Annotated in this window: 16 protein-coding genes; 8 read left to right on the top strand and 8 right to left on the bottom strand. The window is 40.7% G+C overall.

What is annotated here, in order from left to right; genetic code table 11:
• Positions 1-49 precede the first annotated feature (49 nt).
• On the top strand, positions 50-985 hold the full coding sequence (gene queG / locus R2S10_RS06770) for a tRNA epoxyqueuosine(34) reductase QueG (protein WP_316839685.1): 936 nt from the start codon (positions 50-52) through the stop codon (positions 983-985).
• A gap of 95 nt (positions 986-1,080) precedes the next feature.
• Here queG and R2S10_RS06775 read toward each other — a convergent pair whose 3' ends face one another.
• Together R2S10_RS06775 and R2S10_RS06780 are read right to left on the bottom strand one after the other, a co-directional pair.
• The gene (locus R2S10_RS06775; protein WP_316839686.1) at positions 1,081-2,949 is read right to left on the bottom strand and encodes a M1 family metallopeptidase; all 1,869 of its coding nucleotides are present in this window, start codon (positions 2,947-2,949) and stop codon (positions 1,081-1,083) included.
• Positions 2,950-3,033: 84 nt separating this feature from the next.
• The gene (locus R2S10_RS06780; protein WP_316839687.1) at positions 3,034-4,017 is read right to left on the bottom strand and encodes an exonuclease domain-containing protein; all 984 of its coding nucleotides are present in this window, start codon (positions 4,015-4,017) and stop codon (positions 3,034-3,036) included.
• A 240-nt stretch (positions 4,018-4,257) separates the two neighbouring features.
• Between R2S10_RS06780 and R2S10_RS06785 the strand changes: the two genes are divergently transcribed.
• From R2S10_RS06785 to R2S10_RS06795, 3 genes are all read left to right on the top strand, one after another.
• Positions 4,258-6,237: a DUF3857 domain-containing protein gene (locus tag R2S10_RS06785; RefSeq protein WP_316839688.1), complete on the top strand. Its 1,980-nt coding sequence runs from the start codon at positions 4,258-4,260 to the stop codon at positions 6,235-6,237.
• A 1-nt stretch (position 6,238) separates the two neighbouring features.
• Positions 6,239-8,137 (top strand): DUF3857 domain-containing protein, encoded by a 1,899-nt coding sequence (locus tag R2S10_RS06790; protein ID WP_316839689.1) that lies wholly within the window; start codon positions 6,239-6,241, stop codon positions 8,135-8,137.
• A gap of 332 nt (positions 8,138-8,469) precedes the next feature.
• Positions 8,470-10,650: a bifunctional alpha,alpha-trehalose-phosphate synthase (UDP-forming)/trehalose-phosphatase gene (locus R2S10_RS06795; RefSeq protein WP_316839690.1), complete on the top strand. Its 2,181-nt coding sequence runs from the start codon at positions 8,470-8,472 to the stop codon at positions 10,648-10,650.
• 42 nt (positions 10,651-10,692) lie between these two features.
• Here R2S10_RS06795 and R2S10_RS06800 read toward each other — a convergent pair whose 3' ends face one another.
• From R2S10_RS06800 to mqnE, 6 genes are all read right to left on the bottom strand, one after another.
• Positions 10,693-12,477, bottom strand: a complete 1,785-nt coding sequence (locus R2S10_RS06800) for a glycoside hydrolase family 15 protein (protein WP_316839691.1) — start codon at positions 12,475-12,477, stop codon at positions 10,693-10,695.
• A gap of 125 nt (positions 12,478-12,602) precedes the next feature.
• A complete protein-coding gene (locus R2S10_RS06805) occupies positions 12,603-13,112 on the bottom strand; it encodes a C40 family peptidase (protein WP_316839692.1) in 510 nt (169 codons plus the stop codon).
• A 5-nt stretch (positions 13,113-13,117) separates the two neighbouring features.
• A complete protein-coding gene (gene mutS / locus R2S10_RS06810; protein WP_316839693.1) occupies positions 13,118-15,727 on the bottom strand; it encodes a DNA mismatch repair protein MutS in 2,610 nt (869 codons plus the stop codon).
• A gap of 76 nt (positions 15,728-15,803) precedes the next feature.
• On the bottom strand, positions 15,804-16,529 hold the full coding sequence (locus tag R2S10_RS06815; protein ID WP_316839694.1) for a menaquinone biosynthesis protein: 726 nt from the start codon (positions 16,527-16,529) through the stop codon (positions 15,804-15,806).
• Positions 16,522-17,148 (bottom strand): histidine phosphatase family protein, encoded by a 627-nt coding sequence (locus R2S10_RS06820; RefSeq protein WP_316839695.1) that lies wholly within the window; start codon positions 17,146-17,148, stop codon positions 16,522-16,524. Before R2S10_RS06820 ends, R2S10_RS06815 begins: the two co-directional genes overlap by 8 nt.
• Positions 17,148-18,341 carry an aminofutalosine synthase MqnE gene (gene mqnE, locus R2S10_RS06825; protein WP_316839696.1) on the bottom strand — a complete coding sequence of 398 codons (1,194 nt, stop codon included), beginning with the start codon at positions 18,339-18,341 and terminating at the stop codon, positions 17,148-17,150. The genes R2S10_RS06820 and mqnE overlap by 1 nt, the downstream gene beginning before the upstream one ends.
• Before the next feature lie 217 nt (positions 18,342-18,558).
• On the opposite strand from mqnE, the gene R2S10_RS06830 reads away from it, so the two are divergent.
• The 4 genes from R2S10_RS06830 to R2S10_RS06845 all read left to right on the top strand — a co-directional run bounded on the left by R2S10_RS06830 (position 18,559) and on the right by R2S10_RS06845 (position 24,843).
• Positions 18,559-19,164 carry a YdeI/OmpD-associated family protein gene (locus tag R2S10_RS06830; protein WP_316839697.1) on the top strand — a complete coding sequence of 202 codons (606 nt, stop codon included), beginning with the start codon at positions 18,559-18,561 and terminating at the stop codon, positions 19,162-19,164.
• A 147-nt stretch (positions 19,165-19,311) separates the two neighbouring features.
• The gene (locus tag R2S10_RS06835; protein WP_316839698.1) at positions 19,312-19,890 is read left to right on the top strand and encodes an RNA polymerase sigma-70 factor; all 579 of its coding nucleotides are present in this window, start codon (positions 19,312-19,314) and stop codon (positions 19,888-19,890) included.
• A gap of 163 nt (positions 19,891-20,053) precedes the next feature.
• Positions 20,054-21,259: a FecR family protein gene (locus R2S10_RS06840; protein WP_316839699.1), complete on the top strand. Its 1,206-nt coding sequence runs from the start codon at positions 20,054-20,056 to the stop codon at positions 21,257-21,259.
• Positions 21,260-21,441: 182 nt separating this feature from the next.
• Entirely contained in the window at positions 21,442-24,843 is a 3,402-nt protein-coding gene (locus R2S10_RS06845) for a TonB-dependent receptor (RefSeq protein WP_316839700.1), read from the top strand.
• Positions 24,844-24,855: the final 12 nt, after the last annotated feature.

The raw sequence follows: 24,855 nt of genomic DNA on the forward strand, positions 1-24,855 counted from the left end.
CACTACATCTTTTAAAAGGTTTTCTTGCTAAATCTTATCTTTGTACCAGATGTTGAATAATCCGGCAAGATATAGTGCGTTAATTAAGGCAGAGGCCCTCCGATTGGGCTTCATGCAATGTGGGATTGCCAAAGCTACTTTCCTGGAAGAAGAAGCGCCCCGACTAGAGCAATGGCTGGAAAACCAACACCATGGAGAAATGAATTATATGGAAAATCATTTCGACAAAAGGCTGGACCCAAGGCTACTTGTAGATGACGCTAAATCTGTGATCTCCCTTACCTTAAACTACTACCCGGAAACGCAACAGCAGGACCCGGAGGCACCAAAAATATCAAAGTATGCCTATGGTATGGATTACCATTTGGTAATCAAAGACAAGCTTTTTCAATTGCTTAACTTTATCTCCGAGCAAATCGGTGAAGTATCAGGCCGTGCCTTCGTAGATTCTGCTCCCGTTTTAGATCGGGCATGGGCAAAACGTGCTGGTATTGGATGGATCGGAAAAAACAGTAACCTGATCAATAAAAAAAGTGGCTCTTTCTTTTTCCTGGCGGAGCTGATTGTAGACCTGGAACTGGAATACGACCAGCCTTTTCAAACCGACCATTGTGGTACCTGTACCAAATGCATCGATGCCTGCCCTACTGATGCCATCCTATCCCCTTTCATCATTGATGCAAAAAAATGTATTTCCTACCTGACCATAGAACTCAGAGAAGAAATCCCGAAATCATTTAATGATAAAATGGAAAACTGGATGTTTGGTTGCGACATTTGTCAGGATGTATGTCCCTGGAACAGATTTTCCGTTCCAAATACAGAACCACAATTCCAACCCAATCAGAATCTTTTGAGCATGAAAAAGGAAGATTGGATGGACATTACAGAAGATGTATTCAAAACCATCTTTAAAAACTCAGCAGTAAAACGCACTAAATTTAAAGGGCTAACCAGAAATATTGACTTTATAAAAAAGACCTGATCAAAATACGAATGGCTTTTAAAATATAAGCCTACAAAAAAGCACCATTTTTAATGGTGCTTTTTTGTAGGCAATTCTGATAAAATTGAGCGCTATTAAAGGCGCAACATATTGTCAGATTTATCTTTATCTGGTACATGAGTACTTCCTAATTCTACTTTTACAAGCTTCTTATCTGTATTCAGTTTAACAGTTACCTGTGTGTCTCCTTTTTCCCAGATGCCAATGCTATGGTGAATATTTTCTGTAGAACCGTCAGCAAAGGTACATTTCAAATCTACTGGCAAAGGTTTATTACTTTTATTCCTGACATTAATCTCATAGCCATTTGCTACTTTATTAGCGCCAACAATAGTCATATCTGTCACCCCTTCTTCAAAGAACCAACGCTTCCAGAACCAATCCAGATTTTTCTCGGAACCTTCATTCATACTATTGAAGAAATCATAAGGTGTAGGATGTTTACCATTCCACAATTTAATATAATGGTGTAATGCTTTCAAAAACAACTCATCTCCCAAATAATCTTTCACAAATAAATACCCTAATCCTGGTTTCGGATAAGAATTGGTGAAAGTTCCTGAACCTTTAAGCTCAGTACTTAACGTTACAATTGGGCTGTCATCCTTTGTACCCGAAGAGGATGCTGTTGGTGCAACTCCATACTCATCCACCATAGTCGTATCGATCATTGGAGCAATCAGCCATTCGCCAATTGTTGCCCAACCTTCGTCCATCCAGGCATACTTAGTTTCGTTGATACCCATGTAAAAAGGGAACATCGTATGAAAAATTTCATGAATCGTTAATGTGATCGCATCCTCTCTTTTTTCGACCGGATTGTCGTTCACCATCATTGGATATTCCATTTGGTCCAAGCCATCAAAAATCGTTTCATGTGCATATGGGAAAGGCCATTTTGGAAAAGTATAGCTCATCGCATGTACCGTCTGACGGGCAAAATCTATCACCTCATAATAATCCTTATGAATTGGATTAAAAGCAGCGTCTACACGAGTTCTTCTTCCAGTTTTAGGATCTACCACCAGGCTGGTCGACTTCCACAGGTAATGGTCACTCAGTGCAAAAACAAAATCCGTTACATTTTTCGCATCAAACTTCCAGGTATTAAAAGCCTGATCTGCAGTAACAGCTTTGTTCGCCAAATCCTGATCATTGATCACATCAATCACTTCATCTACCTGCTCTGCCTTCGCTAAGCGTGCAGCAATGTCTTTACGAAGTACTTGCTTCGCGTTCATTAAATCTCCTGTAGCCCATACTACAAAATTCTTTGGAACGGTAATTTCTCCTTTGAAATTGCAGAAGTCATTGTAAAACTCTACATCACCCTTATAAGGGAATTTATTCCAACCGTCAATATCATCATAAACCGCAATACGAGGGAAGAAATAAGCGACAAAATGAGAACCTTCATCTACTTGTCCGGTACGCATATGAGAACCTTTATTCAGGTCGTATTGGTAGTCGATTTTTAATTTGATCTGTTTTCCAGGAGCTAAGGGGGCAATCGTAGCCTGCATATTCGTACCTTCAATGTTGATGGCAGTCTTAGCAATCTCGCGGCCATCAGCCACTATAGCAGCGATGTCTACGCCTTCATTCAAGTCGCGGTCATTGAATTTAGTATTGCGTTCCACGCCTTTTTTATACAGGTTTGGGTACAATTTAAACCATATTTTCTTCAGTGTATCCGGGCTATTGTTATAATAAACCACTTCCACTACCCCTTTCAACGCTCTGGTTTGCGGGTTAAAGTTCACCTTCAAATCATAATTGGCCGTATTCTGCCAGTATTTTGGCCCTGGTTTCCCAGATACCTCTCTCGTGCCCTTAGCATAAGCCGCCTGTACTTCCGGAGCAACCGGTAAAATCTGTTGAGCAAATCCCACACTGGATAACCCAATAGAAAAGATAAAAACTGAGATTCTTTTAATCAGCATATAAATGTTGTTTTTAACAAAAAAGAGGTTGCCTAAAGTTCTTTTAACTTCCGGGCAGCCTCTTTTTCTTATTATTGATTTTCTTTATTTACCGAATTTCATTTTCAGTTGTTCCAACATATCATTGGTCACATCAACGGCCGGTTTTGTTTTTTTCTCTTGAGGAGCTGCAGGCTTCACCACATTGCTTGTAGCAGCATTTGCAACTGGCTTAGGCTTATTGGCAACAGTTTGCTGTTGTTTTTCCTGTTTCAACTGATCCTTCTTTTTATTCCATCTTGACCAGATTTCTTCCAGTTTTTTCTTGGTATATAAAGGGAAATCTCCTTGTCTCATCCAGGCATAATAGCTAGGCTCAGTATCAAAAACCTGTTCTACAGTTTTGCCTTTATGCTTACCAAAATTAAAGGTTTCTTGTCCTTGCTCATTGAATACCATTCTACCAGCAAAATCTACTGGCTTGTTCATATTAGTGAATGTATGCAAAGCATCTACATCATTCTTTACCGGCTTAGAGATATTACCTTGTTTATCTTCAAACTCAGTATCCTTGTAACGCTCAATCTGAGCAAGTAACACATGGTAAGTAGCGGTAATATCAGCTTCAGCTGAATGCGCATTAACAATATCTTTATCGCAATAAAACTTATATGCAGCACGTAATGTGCGTTGTTCCATTTGGTGAAAAACATTCTGAACGTCAACAAATTTCCTGTCAGACATATCAAAATCTACTCCTGCTCTTAAAAACTCCTCCAGCAATACCGGAATGTCAAATCTGTTGGAATTGTAACCTGCAAGGTCAGCATCTCCAATAAACTCAGCCAGTTCAGCGGCAACCTCTTTAAAGGTAGGTTCATTGGCAATATCTTTATCATAAATCCCATGAATCAGGGAAGAAGCTAAAGGAATCGGCATCTCTGGGTTAATGCGCATCGTTTTGATTTGCTCCGTACCATCGGGCATCGCTTTTAAAATGGCAATTTCAACAATGCGATCTGCACCTACATTAACACCTGTAGTTTCCAGATCAAAAAAAGCAAGAGGGCGGTTTAAATTTAATTTCATTCGTATATGTTGCTATTTTTAAAGGTTTGAATCTTAAAGGATCCATTCTTAACGCTTTGGTAGCTCTTCAAAAGTCGTAAAAATCATTCATTAAACCTGAACTTATTTAGTAATGCACTAAATACCATCACGATGAATTCCATACCAACAAATATTCTATTGACCTACACTATAATTAACGCGAAAAATTCTTTTTTCTCTTAAAGAAACTTAACTTCGCGTTTCAATTCACTTGCTCTTATGAAATACGTTTTACTCTTCGCAGTCCTCCTATTGATAAACCTTTCAGTTCAGGCCCAGGACTTCCAATTTGCGGCAGTTAGTCTGGAAGATATTGACCTTAAAAATACGGTGATAGACTCCAATGCAAATGCAATTGTATTAAAAGAGTTTGGAACCGCCAGAATGCAACTCGATGAAAGTGATGGTCGCATGTTCATCGCCTATAGCTACCATGTTCGCATCAAAATATTCAATAAAAACGGCTATAATCACGGTAACATTACCATCCCACAACGGATTTATACTGAGGGTGGTAAAGAAGATTACATTACCGAAATTAAAGCCGTAACCATCAATTATACTGGGAAAAGGTTCCAGGAAAGCGCCCTTGATCCGAAGAAAATATTCAAAGAGAAAAACAGTAAATATACCTCGCAAACAAAATTTACGTTACCCAATCTACAGGATGGCAGCATTATAGAATACAGTTATCAGATCAATATCCCATATATCTTTAACTTTAAATCCTGGAACTTTCAATCAGACATCCCCAAACTCCACAGTGAATTTGTTGCCTTTATTCCTGCCTTGTACAATTACAATGTAGTATTAAAAGGCCCACTAAAACTCAGTGATACAAAGGCCGAGATTAGTAGAGAATGTATGCGATTGAGTGGTACCCCCATTGATTGCTCGAAAATGAGCTATATCATGAAAAACATTCCGGCATTTATAGAAGAAGATTACATGACCGCTCCGGTTAATTTTATATCCGCTGTATCTTTTGAATTGTCTGATTATACTTTAATGTCTGGTGTAAAATTCAATGTCACTAAGAGCTGGAAGAATATAGACAATGAGCTGACTTCCGATCGTTCCTTTGGTTCTCAAATGAAAAAGAAAGATGCCTTTAAAGAATTGATGCCGGAGATATTAAAAAACACAACAGACTCGCTTTCAAAAGCTAAAGCAATCTATCAGTACATCTCGAAAAACATTAAATCGAACGGATACATCGGTATATACAGCGAAACTGCCGTTAAAAAAGCATTGGAAAGTCATTCAGGTAACACCGGAGATATTAATCTGGCCTTAATCTCGGCATTGACTGCGGCTGGTCTTGATGCCGAAGCCTTGATTCTGTCTACCCGAAACAATGGAGAACTGAACCGTTTATTTCCAGTGATCAGCAATTTCAACTATGTAGTGGTAAAGCTAAATCTGGGCGAAACCAGTTACTTATTAGATGCCTCTGTTCCACTCCTACCTTTTGGAATGCTTCCCTTACACTGCATCAATGGACAAGGAAGAGTCATTAACTTAAAAAAGCCATCCTACTGGTATGATGTAAGCTCTGGTCAAAAAGATTATACCCGCTACAACTTCAACGCAACGTTGATGAAAGACGGAAAGATAAAAGGAGAACTAACCACCTATTCTTCCGGTTACGAGGCATTAAAGAAAAGAAAGGCCATAGAAGAAGCCGGCTCCATCTCAGATTATGTAGAAAAACTGGACGAGAGAATGCCAAAAATCAGCATTGGCCAACATGAAATTCAAAACCTCGACAGTCTGGAACTTCCACTGGTAGAGAAATACGAAATCACTATAAATTCTTATGATGGCGATAACATGTCGAAAATTTTCTTCAGCCCATTCTTCATTGACCATATTAGCAAGAATCCATTTAACCTGAATGAAAGAACCTACCCGGTAGATTTAGGCAGCAAGTCAGAACGCCGAATTAGCATTCTACTGAATATTCCAGAAGGCTATGTGATAACAGATCAACCGAAAAACATGAGCATTGGTTTGGCCGATAACGGAGGCAGATACCTTACCAGTACTGCACTTTCAGAGAATGTATTGACCTTTACACAGTTGCTGCAATTTAACAAACCCATTTATGACTCCTCAGAATATCTCTCTTTAAAAGAATTTTATAGTCAGGTTATTCAAAATCAAAAAACAGACATTATCCTTAAAAATACAAAATAAAATGAAGACGCTCTTTCTGCTCCTATTGTCATTAGGGATCAATACCATCTGTTACGCTCAACCAAACTATGCCGTTGACAAAATACCAGCCAGTTTGAAAATCAATGCGAATTCTGTAATCCGTGATGAGGAAACTACCGTAGAAATGCGCGATATAGACCAGGTACTAGTCAGTGTAAAAAAAGTAATCACAGTATGGAATAAAAACGGAGATCCCAGAGCAGAATTGGCCCTACATTACGATAAAAGCACCGTCATTCAACGGATAAAGGGACAGGTTCTTGACGCCTTTGGCAACCCGATCTATAAATTCTCACAAAGTGATTTCAATGATGAGAGCGCAGTCAGTAATGGCAGTCTGTATATCGATTACCGCGTCAAATATTATAGTCCCCTGGTAAGAACTTATCCTTATACCGTAGTCTATGAATATGAGTTGAAAAATAAACAAAACCTCATCCTTCCGGATTGGTATGCCAATCCCTACCCTGATCAGTCTATAGAAAAAAGCAAATATAATTTTATCACCAAACCCGGGGATGAAATTCGAATTAAGGAAAACAATTATCCCGGCAAAGCCGAAATAATTACTGCAGAAAAGACAAAAAGCTATACCTGGCAAATGAGCAATACGCCGGCAATGAAAAAAGAACCTTTCGCCCCTAACCCAGACGATTACAAAACATCAATAAAGGTTGCAGCCAAACAGTTCAGTTATTACGGACATAAAGGCCAATATGAAAATTGGGCCGATTTAGGAAAATGGGTCTATGAGGAGCTGATTAAAAACAGACAACAGCTGCCGGAATCCGCGATTCAAGAGATAAAAGAATTGGTTGCGGGGATAGATGGTGACCAGGAAAAAGCAAAAAAAGTATACGAATACGTACAGAAAAAGACCAGATATATCAGTGTGCAAATAGGTATTGGAGGCTTCCAGCCTATGCCTGCCGCCGAAGTTCAGCAAATGGCCTATGGAGATTGCAAAGCATTAGTCAATTATACCCAAACACTCTTAAAAGCAGTAGGCATTCCATCCCTGTATTGTGTGGTCAATGCCGGTAATGTTAAAAAAGACATCGATCCGGATTTTGCAGGCATGGAACAAGGCAACCATATCATTTTGGCTGTTCCCCTAAAAACAGATACCATTTGGCTGGAATGTACAAGTTCAGATAGCCCTTTTGGCTACCTCGGTGATTTCACAGACGACAGGACAGTCTTTGCCTGTACCCCAGAGGGAGGTCAGATACTCCGAACTCCGAAGTTAACCACCACAATGAACCAGTTAATCAGAAATGTATCACTTAATATTGATACTGTAGGGAATATAACTGGCCAGCTAAAAACAGTGTACAGCGGCTCGCAATACGACAACTACAATCAGCTCCTCGGACTGCCTATTACCGAACAGCTGAAAGCTCTAAAAAGCAACTATGATATCGACAACATCAATTTCAGTGATTTCAAGATGAGTCAGGATAAAAGTTTAACACCAAATACAACGGCATCATTTAAATTCGACATCCAAAAGTATGCCGCAAGAAACCAGAGCCTTTTTTACCTGGAACTCAACCTTTTTAATAAAACCAGGATTGTACCGGAAGTAAAAAACAGGACCTTAAACGTTTACCTGAACAGGGGGTATACAGATGAAGATGTATTGATCTATCAACTTCCGGAAGGCTTTAAACTGGAGTCACTGCCCAATAATAAACAAATCAACAGTGCATTTGGCAGTTATAGCGCCACGATAAAACTGGAAGGGAAAAACTTGATTTACACCCGAAAAATGACCTTAAAAGATGGCAACTACCCCGCAACACAATATCAGGAGTTCAGCACATTTATGAATGACATCAATGCTGCCGACCAGAGTAGAGTGGTTTATAAGCTATAATTAACTGAGGATTATCAACCCTAAACCAATACCTATAATCATAATCAGGTACATCAGGATTTCAGTAGTTGCAAATTTCTTGTATTTTTTCCAGAAGGAATCTTCTTGTTTTGGTATAGACATAATGGCTTCGCTGGATTAGCAATACAAATATAAGTTGTTCCTACTAATTCTGGTCATGATTGTGGTATTATCGAAAATTTAGTCCTCCTCAAGGCCCTTAAAAACAGCTGACAAACAGCCTGCTTTTTAGGGCTAAAAACCTTGTTTAAATACTCAATAGTTAAAAAAAACAAAACAAAGCGTAATACTATTCGTTATTATTTAATATAATGATAAGAGAAAGTAAAACCATCATCATCTCCAACCGCTTACCGGTAAAAATAACAGAAGAAAACGGCGTCTATAAATTAAGTCCAAGTGAGGGCGGCCTGGCTACGGGTCTCGGCTCCATCTATAAAGAAGGGAACAACATCTGGATTGGCTGGCCGGGCATAGAAATACCCAAAGAACGGCAGGAAGAAGTGACTAAAAAACTGGCAGAACTAAACCTCATTCCAGTATTCCTTAGCCCCGAAGAAATTAACGGATATTACGAAGGATTCTCCAATGAAATTTTATGGCCGGTATTTCATTACCTGGTCACCTATGCCAATTTTGAACGCTCCTACTGGGAGGCTTACCAGACCGTAAATGAAAAATTTAAGCAAGCAGTCACACAGCACCTTTCCAGTGGCGATAAAATCTGGGTACACGATTATCAACTGTTGCTATTGCCCAATTTAATCCGGGAAGAGCAACCATCAGTAACCATTGGCTTCTTCCAACACATCCCATTTCCCTCCTTTGAGATCTTCAGACTCATCCCCTGGAGAGAAGAAATTATCGCAGGAATGCTTGGCGCAGACCTTTTGGGCTTCCATACCTTCGATGATGCCAGACACTTTATAAGTGCAGCGTCACGCTTGTCGGCAAGCAATCCTTCAGACAATATCCTCAATCACAAAGACAGGCAAGTTGTAGTCGAAGCATTCCCAATGGGGATAGACAATGAAAAATTTGACCGCCTCACCAGAGATCCGAAGGTGGCGAAATTCACCGTTTCCCTAAAAAACAACCTGAAAAATGTCAAGACCATTCTCAGCATAGACCGCCTGGATTATAGCAAAGGGATTTTACAAAGGCTACAGGCTTTAGAGCTTTTGCTGCAAAGCCATCCGGAATATATAGGAAAACTAGCCTTATATATGATTGTGGTACCATCGAGAGATACCGTTCCGAAATATAAAGAGCTAAAAGATCAAATAGACCAGCTCGTGGGTAATATCAATGCAAAATTCAGAACCATTAGCTGGGTTCCCGTACATTATTTCTACCGCTCATTTTCCGTAGAATTCCTCTCCGCAATTTACAGTGCGGCAGACATCTGCCTCGTTACGCCAATGCGAGACGGAATGAATCTGGTGAGTAAAGAATATGTAGCTTCCCGACTAAATGAAGATGGGGTTTTAATATTAAGTGAAATGGCAGGCGCATCAAAAGAACTCAATGATGCCCTGATTGTAAACCCGAATAACATCGGTGATCTGGTACAAGCTATGGTCCAGGGCATTAATATGCCCGCCGAAGAACAACAAAGCAGAATGAAAAGTATGCGGGCAATGGTTAGCAAATTTAACATCCACCACTGGGTCAAAAACTTTATGGATAAATTAAAAGAAGTCAAAACCATGCAAGAATCATTGCATACCAAACACGCGGTAGCGGCTATTAAAAATCAAATCACTATTGATTATAAAAATGCAAAAGACAGGTATATTTTCCTCGATTACGACGGAACATTGGTTGGCTTTAATGCAGATATCAACCAGGCTTCACCTGATGAGGAACTCTATCAAATATTAAAGGAACTCATCAAAGATCCGGCAAATCAGCTCATCATCATCAGTGGCCGGAATTATCAAACCCTGGAACAATGGTTTGGGCACCTGGACATAGACATGATCGCAGAGCATGGCGCATGGCAGAAATACAAACATACCGATTGGAAGCCCTTGCCCCTGCTCACCGACAAATGGAAACAGGAAATAAAACTCGTTTTAGATACCTATACCGACCGCACACCAGGCTCGTTTGTGGAAGAGAAAAGTTATTCCCTGGTTTGGCATTACCGAAAAGTAGAAGAAGGCTTAGGAGCCCTCAGAGCAAACGAAATCATCAATCACCTCCGTATGGTCATTGCCGACAAAGGATTGCAGATGATGCCAGGAAATAAGGTCATAGAGTTTAAAAACATTGAAGTTAACAAAGGAAAAGCAGCACAAAACTGGCTTTACGGACAAAATCCTGATTTTATCCTTGCGCTTGGAGACGACCATACCGATGAAGACATTTTTAAAGCTTTAGAACCGGAAGCTTATACGATCAAAGTGGGTAGCAATATTTCCGCAGCGCGATACTATCTGAAAGATTTTAGAGAGGTAAGGACCTTACTAAAAGAACTGGTTCAATAAAAACAGAAGGGGTCCATTTAAAGACCCCTTCTATTGATAAAATTATAAGAATGATGGCCTGTCCAGCTTCACCGCAATCCGGTGTGCGGCATTCATCAAACCAACATGACTATAGGCCTGGGGAAAATTCCCCCACTGGCCGCCGTCAACTTCATCTACATCCTCACTAAACAGCAACAAATGGTTGGAATATTTAATGATAGATTCGAATTCTCTGATCGCATCATCCAGCCTTCCTACACAAGCCAAGGCTTCCACATACCAGAAAGCACAGATAAGGAAAGTCGTTTTCGGCTTCCCGAAATCGTCCGTATGCACATACCTGTAAAACAAACCGTTTTCAGCTTTAAGCTCTGCTTCCAGAGCGATCAAATGATCTTTTGCCCTTTGGGAATTAGGATCGAGGTAATTCATTAAAATCAGCTGTAGCGTACTGGAATCCAGATAAGGACTCCCCACAGCATGCGTATAAACTTTACGAATCGGATCATAACAATCCTCAATATGCTGCGCGGCCTTATCAATTAAAACCTGAGCGCGTTCCTGAAAACCGACATTATCTATGGTTTTCGCCATTTTCAAAGCTGCATTTGCTCCTGCCCATTGAAACAAATTGGTGTAACAATGTGTGTTCGGAAGATTTCTGAACTCCCATATTCCGGCATCCTTTTCATCAATGGTATGTTCAATCTTTTGCAGCAAAGAATCCAGCCACATTTCAGAATCCTTCCTTTCGGAATAGATAAAGCGGCGGTCTGTATACAAGGGCAACATGGAAATCAACACCTGTCCATAGATGTCATTTTGAATATGCTCATAAGCCTGATTTCCAATTCTGATAGGCGTATTGCCTAAATAACCTTTTAAATCCGGAACGATATGTTCTGTCAGGATCCTTTCTCCGGCAATACCGAATAAAGGCTGGTAACGTTCATCATCTCGAAAAGAAAGATCAGTAATGTAATTAAAATAACGTTCCATCTCTTCAAAATGCCCGATATGATTTAAAGAAGTGATCACATAGTACGTATCCCGCATCCAGCAATAGCGGTAATCCCAGTTCCTTCCGCTACCGGGAGATTCCGGCAAACTGGTGGTACTTGCTGCGATAATTGCGCCGGTATCTTCGTACTGGTGGATTTTTAAAGTGAGTGCTGAACGGATAATATAAGACTGATAAAAACCGACAATCGTAGAATGTTTGATCCAGGTACGCCAATATTTTTTCGTCTCTAATAAAAAGCGCTCTGCAGTGCTAATGATGGCTGCATCCAATTCATTCCCATAGGTCAAAATCAGGTATTTTGTCTCATTTAAAGCGAAATACTTCTCATCCTCAATATAACTCAAAGAGATATTGGTACTCAGCTGCATGTCTTCCGTATCCCCGGTAAATTTCAAATGGTTACTACCCCTGCTTGCTTTTTGTTTTTTACCCCCATATTCACATACAGGCTTACAGGTTACCTTTATCCGCGGATTTCCGGTAATCGGTTCTATTTTCCTGATGAGCATCAGCGGCTTAAAATAGCGCTCAAACTGCTGGAAACGCGGTGCGAAATCCGTGACACGGTAACAGCCTTCAGAATTGCTGATTTCCGTGCAAATGATATTGGTATTTTCCAGATAATACTGTTTTGATAAATACTCAGCAGCCGGGAGTATCGAAAATTCACCCCCTTTTTCCTCATCCAATAAAGCCCCAAAAACAAAGCTGCTGTCAAATCTTGGCCAGCATAGCCAGTCGATATTGGTGTTCTTATTTACATGAGCTAGGAAAGCGCAATTTCCAATGATTCCGGTTTGATAAGTGTGTCTCTCTGTCATATATTATTACAATTGATGTAATAGAACAACAGGAGTTTGCTGCTTTTGTTCCTGCTTATTACTAAAGCAGCACATCATCAGCACCTTACAAACCGAAAAAACTTAATTTCAAATGAGGAGGCATCCTAGTTTCTGATGGAACCTGCTTTAACCATTGCCCTTTGGTAGGCTGGTAAACTTAAATCATCCACCACCACCCCACGGGTAGTAGAAGCATGAACAAAGAAGTTATCATTCAGGTATACCCCTACATGATCAACCGATCTGCCACCAAAAGAAAAGAAGATCAGATCTCCTTCTTTGAGTTGCCCCACACTTTTGGTACGGATCACACTGGCCTGGTCGCTGGAACGTCTTGGAAGTTCATTGCCATAGATGTTTTTTTGTAGCAAAAAAGCGAAGCCAGAGCAATCGATGCCTCGTTTATCCATACCTCCTAAACGGTACCTCACTCCCGTCCAGTCATTGATAAAACGGTGCAAAGGTTTACTTTTCAAATGAGACATCACCACCGCTGCCCTGGAGGCAGTAGTATTGACATTGGTATTCTTTCTTGTTCTACAGGCAGAAAACACGAGTAAAACCATTAACAAGAGCAACAACTTAAATCTGGGAGCGGTCTGATTAATGGTCATATTCTTTATTGTTTAATGATGCGTTGTATCTCATCCAGTTTCAGCAAGGCTTCTACCGGTGTCAAAACATTTACATCCAGGTTATTTAAAGTATCTCTTATTTTAACCAAAACCGGGTCATCAATGGCAAACATATGCAACTGATAGGCCTGATTCTGTACTTTCTTAATGCTATCTTTAATGCTCTGACCTTCGGTACGGTCGATCTCCAGTTTTTTCAGGATCTCATTGGCCCTGTTGATCAGCTTAGGAGGCATTCCAGCCATCTTCGCCACATGGATACCGAAACTATGCTCACTACCACCAGGCACCAACTTGCGTAGGAAAATCACTTTATTACCCACTTCCTTAATGGAAACGTTAAAGTTCTTGATCCTGCTCATGGTATTCGCCAGTTCATTCAACTCATGATAATGCGTCGCGAATAATGTTTTAGGCTTGGCCGTTGGATGAGTATGCAGGAATTCTGCGATAGCCCAGGCAATGGAAATACCGTCATAAGTACTCGTCCCTCTACCAATTTCGTCCAATAAGATCAGGCTGTTTTCCGAAATATTATTTAGGATACTTGCTGTCTCATTCATTTCAACCATGAACGTACTTTCTCCGGAAGAAAGGTTGTCTGAAGCACCAACTCTGGTAAATATCTTATCTACCAGGCCAATCGTTGCCGCTTTAGCAGGAACAAAACAACCCATTTGTGCCATCAGTACAATCAAACCGGTTTGCCTTAATATGGCCGACTTACCAGACATATTGGGTCCCGTAATGATGATGATCTGCTGCGTCACATTATCCAGAAACACATCATTGGTAATGTACTCTTCGCCTACAGGCAACCTCTTTTCAATCACTGGATGTCTGCCACCCTTAATATCCAGTCCTTTACCCTTATTCATTGCCGGTTTCACATAGTGATTTTTAACCGCCAATTGTGCAAAGCAAAGCAATACATCCAGTTGTGCAATGCAGAAAGCATTCAGCTGGATTTGTTTGATATAAGCACTAACAAGGAACATCAACTCTCCATAAAGGCGGATTTCGATCTGCATGATCTTCTCCTCCGCACCCAGGATCTGCTCCTCATATTCTTTCAACTCTGGTGTAATATAGCGCTCAGCACTTACCAGGGTCTGTTTCCTGATCCATTCGGTAGGAACCTTATCTTTATGTGTATGCGTAACCTCCAGATAATAACCAAATACGTTATTAAAGGCCACTTTAAGAGAAGGAATGCCGGTAATGGCTGCTTCTCTTTTTTGAATTTCTATTAAATAATCTTTTCCACCAAAGGAGATCTTACGCAATCGGTCTAACTCTTCATCCACCCCATCGGCAATCACATTTCCCTTGATCAGTAAAGCCGGAGGATCCTGTTGTAATTCCTTTTCCAGTTTTTCACGGATGGATAAACAAGGATCCAACTGCGCTGCTAAAGCCATTAAAAATGGGTTATCAGAAGCGTTTGCGATGTCCTTAACCGACTCAATATGGTACAATGCTTTTTTCAGCTGACACAATTCTCTAGGGCCAACTTTTAGTAAGCCTACCTTAGAAATCAGGCGTTCCAGATCACCAATCTGTTTGATATGGTCTAGAAATTTCTCTACCAGCTCCGCATCTTTCACCAGATAATCCACCATCCCAAGGCGTTCCTGAATTGGTTTCAGCTCCTTAAGCGGCATAATGATCCATCGGTGCAGCAAACGCGCGCCCATAGGCGTAGAAGTATGGTCTAAAATCTGAAAAAGCGTTACCGCATTCTCATTATTAGAACTCACCAATTCCAGGTTTCGAATCGTGAAACGATCCAGCCACATGAATTTATCTTCCTCTAAACGCGCAATAGAACTCACATGCTTTAGGTTCTTATGCTCTGTTTCATTCAGATAATGAAGGATTACCCCTGCCGCAATGATCCCATTAGGCAATTTATCTACGCCAAATCCCTTTAAGGAATTGACTTCAAAATGCTTGTTTAAGATCTCATTCGCATAATCAGCAGTAAATGCCCAGTCGTCTAAACTGAAGGTATAGAACTTATCCCCGAAAAGCTCCAGAAATTCCTTCCTTTTACTCTTTTGAAAAATAACTTCTGTGGGTTTAAAGCCTTGTAAAAGCTTGTCGATATATTCTTCATTGCCCTGAGCCACATAAAACTCTCCGGTAGAAATGTCCAGAAAAGACACCCCTAATCCTGTTTTATCGAAATAAACAGCAGCAAGGTAGTTGTTAGACTTCTGACTCAGGATATTATCACTATAAGCAACGCCGGGAGTAATCAATTCTGTTACCCCGCGTTTTACAATGGTTTTGGTCATTTTTGGATCTTCCAGCTGATCGCAAATCGCGACCCTTTGTCCGGCCCTAACCAATTTCGACAAGTAATTGTCTAAAGAATGATGTGGAAATCCTGCCAGTTCAATATGACCACCCGGCCCATTGCCCCTTCTTGTCAATACAATCCCCAGAATCTGGGAGGTCTTTACGGCATCTTCACCAAATGTTTCATAGAAGTCGCCTACTCTGAACAATAATAATGCACCGGGGTACTTTGCTTTAATAGCATTGTACTGCTGCATTAAAGGTGTCTCTTTAGTCTTGTCTTTAGCCAAAATGTATCTTATTTACAAAACCGTAAAGATAGCACCTGAATGGTTAACCTCTAAGCTTTGTTGAAAACTATAAATGTTATAATTGTTCTATGTAGGATAAGAACAAGTTCAATGCTTCGCGTTTTTTATCGCTCAAGTCAAAATCCAACTTATGACACAGATAATCTTCCATGTCAAAATCAGCAATTTCCGGTAGCTCCTTCAATAAATCTTTACGATGAGAAAGACCAAGAGCCAATGCCTGATTAAATTCAGCAATAAAGGCTTCAGGAATTGTTTTATTGGCTACCCATGCAGCATACACAAAAGGTAAACCAGTAAATTTCATCCATTCCTCTCCCATATCATAGGCATAAGCATAGTTGGATTTTTTACCGAAGGTACGGTCGCCAATTAAGACCATTGCATCCGTTTGGGCATCCAGATCAGTTGTAAAATTAACCTCCTGCTTCCAATGGAATTTCAACAGCACCTTAGCAAGGTTATTGGAAGTGCGGGAATGGCTATCCAGTTTTACAGTTTTAATCTCGGAAAAAGGGACATTGCTAAACACAAACACGGAATTTACTGCCCCAACAGAGCCGATACAATAGTCGGCAATGATATTTGCATTAGGTACCTGAGGAATCGCAGCCACAGGAATCAGACCAATATCCACCTGATTATTAATCAATTTGGCAGCACAGTCTGTAGGAATATCTAAACTTAAATCTATTTTATTAATCAGCCCTGAATGCTCAATACCGTACATAAAAGGCTTGGTATTGGTATAGGAAACTGCAGAAATTTTAATCTTACTCAATTGGAAATGTTTTTAAATGATCCGTATTATTGAACTCCATGATCTTAAACTGACCATCGTTCAGGTCGACTTTGTAGAGCGTCGTATTCTGATGCGGAAATTCTGTCATCTCGTTTAAAGGCTTGCCCGTTAACAGACAAAGGAGTAACCTCATCGCCCGGCCATGCATACACACCAACACCTTTTTCTCGTTTGGCGCATTAACAATTGTATTTAAAGCCTCCTGAAGACGGATTTTCACCTGATTTGGGCTTTCACCACCTTCAAAATGACTGTCATAATCTCCGGATTGCCACTTTTCCATCATGCCTTTAAAAGCAGCGATAGCGTGTTCATCATTGGCTTTTCCTTCCCAAACACCCCAGGCCAGCTCGTCCAGACCCGACAATTGTTCCCATGGCAGTCCGGCATCAATAAACCCTTTAACGGTTTGATGCGTACGTTTTAAAGTAGAAGTATAAATCTTATCGAATGGAATGTCTTTATACAACGCATAAAATGACGCTGCCTGTGCCCTTCCAGTATCATTTAGATCACTGTTGATCCCTCTTCCCTGAACAATTCCCTGTTTGTTTAAATCTGTCTCACCATGTCTGATGATGTATAGTTCTTTCTCCATTAATTGATGACCGGCAATTTATAGTACTGTGGTTTCACTTCACCTTCAAATACGAAATCCGTATAATCGGTCACCACATTATATAGCGTATCTCTTTCTATTGGTTTACGGTTCACCTGTTTAATCAGGTTCACCAATTCTTCCGTATTCATTGCTGGATGTTGCTCTTCAGCTCCTGCCATCGAATAGATTTTGGTGGTATCATCTAAAGTACCATCGATATCATCTACTCCAAAATTCAGAGAAAGCTGTGCTGTCTGGCGACTAATCATCGCCCAATAAGCTTTGATATGGTCAAAGTTATCCAGATAAATTCTGGCAATGGCATAATTCCTTAAGTCTTCAATCACAGAAACCTCTGGCACATGGTCCATCTGGTTGTTTTGATTTCTGAATTTCAATGGAATGAAGGCTTGGAAACCTCCTGATATATCTTGTTGCTGACGTAAGCGCTCCATATGGTCAACGCGATGCCAAAATTTTTCTATATGTCCGTAAAGCATGGTTGCATTGGTTTTCATGCCCAGCTTATGCGCTTGCTCATGAATGTCTAACCATTGTTCTGCATTACATTTATCATGTGCAATCTTTTCCCTTACTTCCGGGTGAAAAATCTCTGCACCACCACCTGGCATAGAATCCAGACCAGCTTCCTGCAAATATTTCATCCCTTCAAAATGCGTTAACTTCGCCTTTTTGAAGATATAATAATATTCTACCGGAGTCAATGCTTTAATATGTAGCTCAGGACGATGTGCCTTTGCCTTTCTAAAGAAATCACTGTAGAACTCCAGATTTTGCTTTGGAACCACACCACCTGTGATGTGAACCTCCGTTACCGGCTCATTATCATATTTTTTAAGCACATCCATCATTCCGTCTACGCTCATCTCCCATCCTTCTTCACGTTGTTTAATCAAACGCGAATAAGAACAAAATTTGCAGTCGTACACACAAACATTGGTCGGTTCGATATGAAAATTGCGGTTAAAATAGGTTTTATCACCGTGTTTTTGCTCCCTGATGTAGTTCGCCAAAACACCTAAATAGCCTAGTTCGGCATGTTCATAAAGATATACGCCTTCATCGAAGGTGATTCTTTCCTGGTTCTGAACTTTGTTTGCTATCGCTTTAAGTTCGGCAGACAAATCACTGTCGTTCAGCACTAAAGCCAGCTTTGAATTAGCATCCATGTATAATGAGATAATGGTACAAATGTAAAAAGACAAGCGCATATAAAAAATGGCTTGCTCCGAAGCAAAAGTAGTATAAAATCACCATATACACGTTTTTTAAACAGGTTTTAGCTGTCAGCATTTTGTAAAAGAGAAGCAATAGTAAAAAAAACACCAAAGGTTTTCCCTAATTTATTTTTTATTATTTTAGATCAACCATTATAAGAAATGAGCCATGGAAAAATACGACCCTAGAGTTGACGCCTATATTGATCATGCCGAAGAATTTGCAAAGCCGATCTTAACCTATATTAGGGCAGTGGTACACGAAGCTTGTCCGGAGATTATAGAAACCATGAAATGGAGCTTCCCGCATTTCGATTATAAAGGAACCGTGTGTAGCATGGCCTCCTTCAAAAGCCATTGTACTTTTGGCTTTTGGAAAAGCAGCCTCCTTCCCGACCCACATCACCTGCTTTCTACTGATAAGGAACAAGCCATGGGACAATTCGGAAGAATCAGCAGTATCGCCGACCTGCCCGATAAAAACATCTTCATGACCTATATCCAAAACGCGGTCATCCTCAACAAAGAAGGTATTAAAGTCGACAAGAAACCGGCAGCCCCAAAAACCGAACTCATCATCCCCGACTACCTTTCCAAAAGCTTAGCCGCCAATCCCAGCGCAAGCCAACATTTCCAGGCTTTCAGTTATTCACAGAAAAAAGAATATCTGGAATGGATTACGGAAGCAAAAAGTGAGGAAACCAGAAATAAACGATTAACTACTGCATTGGAATGGATTGCAGAAGGAAAAACGAGAAACTGGAAGTACAAGTAACAAAGATAAATCCCCTTTGGATTACAGTTCTTCTACCCTGCTATTTACCAGGCATTAGCCTATGCCCATAATTCGTATTAAAAACAGTCAAAATTCTGATAGATACAGAAATAAAATTGTTTTATCGCTACATTAGCCTCGGGATATATGGGGGTTTATCATAATTTTTCTGATCAGGAACTGCTGGAAGAGCTACGTCTTGGCAATCGCCTTGCGTTTACTGAACTCTTCAATCGTTATTGGAAGAAACTGCTTGCGGTTTCCTATAATTATACGAAAGACCATTCTGCGGCTGAAGAAATCGTGCAGGAAGTATTTATCGGCCTATGGAACAGAAGGGCTATCCTCGAAATCAAAATCCTTGAAAATTACCTGGCTACTGCAGTCAAATTCTCCATCTTCAAAAGTATTCATCAGGAAAAAAGAAGAGCCGAACTCGCCATTCTTAATTATCAAACCGAACTGGTTGCCTTGGACGAAGAAAAGATTCAGGCTAAATTCTTACAGGAATACATCGACGGCATTGTAGAGCAATTGCCGGAAAAATGCAAACTGGTGTTTAAATATAGTCGCCATGAAGGCTTAAGCATTCCCGAAATCTCAAAAGAAATGGGCATTGCCGAAAAAACAGTGGAAGCCCACCTCACTAAAGCCTTAAAAACAATCCGAAAAGACCTCAATAACTCAGGAATACTCCTGATTGCCTGCTCTATTTTCCTAAAATAACAAGAAAAAACAGGCTTCCAGCGCCTAAAACACGCTAATAGAAAAAAAATCGCTTTTTTCTTAGATCCCACTAAGGGTAAGTACCCGGTTCAGCGTACTACCTTATAATTAGCAGGAAAAATAGACAGATGTTGTCAACCCGCTAAAAAACTAATGTACCCTAATGAGAAAAGAAGATACCGCTATATTAATTGAGAAATACATCGATGGTACATGTACTATAGAAGAGCGGGAGCAATTGCTAAATTGGTACCGTTCGCAGCAAAAAGAGATTGTGGAATGGCCTGCAACAGTAGGCATGGACGAAAACTCCGTATACCAGCGCATATTTTCTAAAGTAGAACAGGGAATTGAGCTTGAGATTCCGAGACTTGAGGAAACCATACCTTCCGGCAAAATAGCCTCAAGAACCAGCATTTTCAGCTGGCAGAAAGTGGCGGCCGCAGCAGCAGTAGTCTTAACCAGTAGCATCGGAATTTATTTCTATCAGCAGCATACAAAAACTCCTCAGCCAATACAACTCGTGTTTAAAAACGAAGTAAAACCAGGCGGAGATAAAGCCATATTAAAGCTTGCTGATGGCAGCGAACTGGAGTTAGATGAAGCTGGCAATGACCTTTTGGCACAACGTAAAGACATCGATTTTAGTCATACTAAAGGCGGACAACTGGTTTACAACAAACAATCCGGCAGCAGTTCCGACGATGCCAATACTTTAAAATACAATACTGTATCTACGCCTAAAGGTGGACAATACCGAATTATCCTTCCTGATGGCACCAAGGTATGGCTCAATGCAGCCTCCTCCATTCGTTTCCCAACAGTTTTCCAACCTGGGGAAAGAAAAGTAAACATCAGTGGAGAGGTCTATTTTGAAGTCGCCAAGAACAAACACCAACCTTTCCGCGTGATTTCAGATGCTCAGATTTTGGAAGTACTGGGTACAAAATTCAACATCAACGCTTATACGGATCAAGCTCAGATCAGTACCACACTGGCTGAAGGAAGTGTAAAACTAGGTCGCATACAAACAAACGATTACCAGATTCTAAAACCAGGACAGCAAGCTCAAATGAGTAATAAAGATCTAAGTCCGCCGAAAATCAGTACGGTAGATTTAGAAGAAGCACTGGCCTGGAAAAACGAAGCTTTCGTCTTTAACAACACGCCAACCACCGAAGTAATGAAACAAATGGAGCGTTGGTACAATGTAGAAGTCCAATATAAAGGCGCAGTACCGAACCTTTATTTCACGGGTGTTATTCCCAGAGATAGCAATCTATCAACTTTCCTAAGGGTATTGGAAGGAACTGGAGGCGTCAAATTCGGTATTGAACAAAACAAAGTGATCATTCAAAAAACAAAATAAATCAACAAACCACCACCACAACCCCATCTTATGAAACCCGCCACATAACCAACACTGGCGAGTCTGAAAATAACCAACCCGGTTCGCGGCCTGGAAGGTCAATGCTTAGGCTTAGCCAAAAGAAATCCCGGTTTTCACCGGATCCGTACTGCCTTCAACTTAAACCTAAACATTTCAAATTTATGAAAGAACGACTACATTCTAAAGTCATTTCCCCTTATGGCCTAAAAACCTTAAGAAAAGTATTCATTATCATGAAACTATCATTGATTCTCCTGATTACCCTGGGTATACAGGTAAGTACCGCTTCCTTTGCGCAGCGCGTTACAATTTCCAAGCAAAATACCAGCTTGAAGTCCGTTTTGCAAGACTTGAGAAAGCAAACCGGTTATTACTTCATCTACAATAATGAAGTAATACAACAATCAAAACCATTGAGCCTTGACTTGAAAAATGCGGCTTTTAGCACGGCATTAACCGAGATTTTCAAGAATCAGCCACTGAACTATACCATTGAAAAAAACATCATTGTACTGAGCCTAAAAGAAACCAAGAAAACGGAATCACTTGCCCCGGCAAAAATCATCAGCATACAAGGTAAAGTAACCGATGATAAAGGCATCCCATTGCCTGGTGTCACCATTTTAGTAAAAGAAGGAACAGCAGTGGCGATTACCAATACCGAAGGATTATACAAAATCCAGGCGGAGGAAAACCAAACCTTAATCTTCTCTTACCTGGGTTTCAAAAGAGAAGAAGTAGCCATTCAAAAGAGAACGCAGATCAATGTATCCATGACCATGAGTGTTGGAGAACTGAATGAAGCGGTAGTAATTGGATATGGTACCCAACAAAAGAAACTATTAACAGGTGCCATTGGGGTAATCAAAGGAGAAGAACTGGTACAATCACCTGCCGTTAACGTATCCAATACTTTAATGGGTAGAGTAACCGGATTGGTGTCTTATATGAGTGCCTCAGGAACACCAGACCGCGACCGCTCTTCCATCAAAATCCGTGGCATGGGTGAAGCCCTGATCGTGATTGATGGAGTAGCCAGAGAAGGCATGGGTATTGTAGGAATGGAAATGGACAAATTAGATCCCAATTCCATTGAAAGTATCAGTGTACTAAAAGATGCTTCTGCCGCCGTTTACGGTGCCAGAGGTGCCAATGGTGTGGTACTTATCACTACCAAACGCGGAAAATCCAACAAAGTATCCATGAATTACAATGGTAATTTTGGTATTCAGCAAGCCACCAGACTACCTAAGTTCCTGGATTCTTACAACTATGCGCTGTTGAACAATGAGATGTACGACAACGACAAGGCAGAAAAAGGTAGCTCTACGAAAACGAAATACACCGACGAAGAGATTCAGAAATTCAAAGACGGCTCAGATCCTGACCGCTACCCAAATACCGACTGGTATAAAATTGTATTGAAAGATTTTGCGGCTTTACAAAAACACAACCTAAGTTTAAACGGTGGTGGCAACAATTCCAGGTACTTTATCAGTGGTACTTACACCAATCAGGAAGGCCTGATCAGTACTTCAGGAATGAAAAGATATGGTATTGTCAGTAATTTTGACCTCGATGTTACGCCAAGCACCAGCTTATCTGTTGGCCTGAACTACATCACCGAAAACGCAAAAAATCCTGCTGTATATGCGGAGAGCATTTTCAGCAGAATGTCTGTATTGGGTTCCGTATCCCCAGCCCGTTTTTCTAATGGCAAGTATGCTTTCTCTGGATTTTCCGGCAACCCTTTAGCCGATGCATTGGACGATGCAGGTTACAATAAGGTGGGTAGAAACATCTTTACCAGCTCCCTGAGAATAACACAACAAATCCCTTTTGTCAAAGGACTTTCTGCAAATGGTATAGTTACGGTCGATAAGAACAACTCTTTAACCAAACAATTTACAGTTCCTTATCCGGTATATTCATTAGATCCTTTAAAAGACGAATACACCCAACAAAACGCCACAGAAAGAGCTTCATTGAGCGAGACTGTATCCCTGAATGAGAATGTCAACCTACAGTTTTCCCTGAACTACAAAAGACTGTTTGGCAAACACTCGATTACCGCACTTGCCTTATATGAGCAGAACGAATTCAAAGGAGAAAACGTGATTGCCGAAAGAAGCAATTACCCGGTTGCCAGCGTTGACCAGTTGTTTCTTGGAGATGTGACCACACAAAAAAGTGCAGGTAGCTCACAAGAAAGTGCCCGTCAAAGTGCAGTAGCCCGTTTTATCTACAATTACAACAGTAGATATATCCTGGAAAGTAATTTCAGATATGATGGTTCTCCATACTATCCAAAAGGAAAAAGAAGGGCCTTATTCCCTTCCCTGTCGGCAGCCTGGATTATATCAGAAGAAGATTTCATTAAAGATCGCTATCCCTTCATTAACGAGTTGAAACTCCGTACCTCTTATGGTAAACTGGGTAATGATGGTGGATCTTTATACACTTATTTTTACAACTACAGTCTGTTCCCTGCAGGTTATGTATTCGGTACTGGCAATGGCATTTCACCGATGACCAAAATCACCAATACTGCAGTTCCGAACACCAATATTACCTGGGAAAAAGTGAAAGCTTTCGACATCGGTTTAGATGCCTTATTATGGGGAGGAAAACTGGGTCTGGAAGCCGATTACTACAGCAAATCTAAATATGACATCCTGCGTTCCAGAGGTTATGATGTGCCTTCAACTTTCGGTTTGAGTCCGGCATTAGAAAACTTTGGAAAAGAATATTATTACGGTTATGAGTTTGCCGTATCTCACCAAAGCAACATTGGGCAAGTCAACTTCTCTGCCCGCTTAAACATGACTTTCACCAAAAGCAGGGTGATTGATTATGGCGAAAATGAGAGTGTTTTACCTGGATTACGCCAGGAAGGTCGTCCGGTGGGTGCCTCCAGAATTTTAAAAGCAGACGGAATTTTCAGAGATCAGCAGGATGTAGACAGCTGGCCAAAATACCTGACCAGTCCAGGAGGAACACCAGTAAGTGGTAAACCCGGCGACATCAAATACGTGGATTTAAACGGAGATGGTGTAGTAGAATTGTTTAGTGGCAGTGCCGATCGTGATGTGGAAACCAAATACATTGTTCCTCCAACAGTATATGGCTTATCACTGGCCTTCAAATGGAGAAACTTTACTGCGGATGCCTTATTCCAGGCTTCTACAGGGGTATTCATCAATTACGCGCCGGCAGCAGATTTGACTAACTTTTATGAAGCACACCTGGACAGATGGACACCTGAGCATACCAATGCGAGTTACCCAAGGTTATTGTCTAACTACGAAGCCAACAGGTATCCTTCTACTTTTTACGTGAAAAACGGAAATTATATTAAGCTAAGAACCGCACAATTATCCTACTCCATTCCGAAAGAAGTGTTGAAGCAGATCGGTGTATCTTCCTTATCAATTACCGCACAGGGACAAAACCTTTTCACCATCAGCAACAACAGGAGGTTTGACCCTGAGTCTACCGGCACATTTGCCAACTCATACCCTCCACAAAGGATTTTCTCTTTTGGTCTTCGTTTAGGCCTTTAATTTATTCATCGA

This window comes from Pedobacter gandavensis, from assembly GCF_032678745.1.
Lineage (GTDB): Bacteria > Bacteroidota > Bacteroidia > Sphingobacteriales > Sphingobacteriaceae > Pedobacter > Pedobacter gandavensis_C.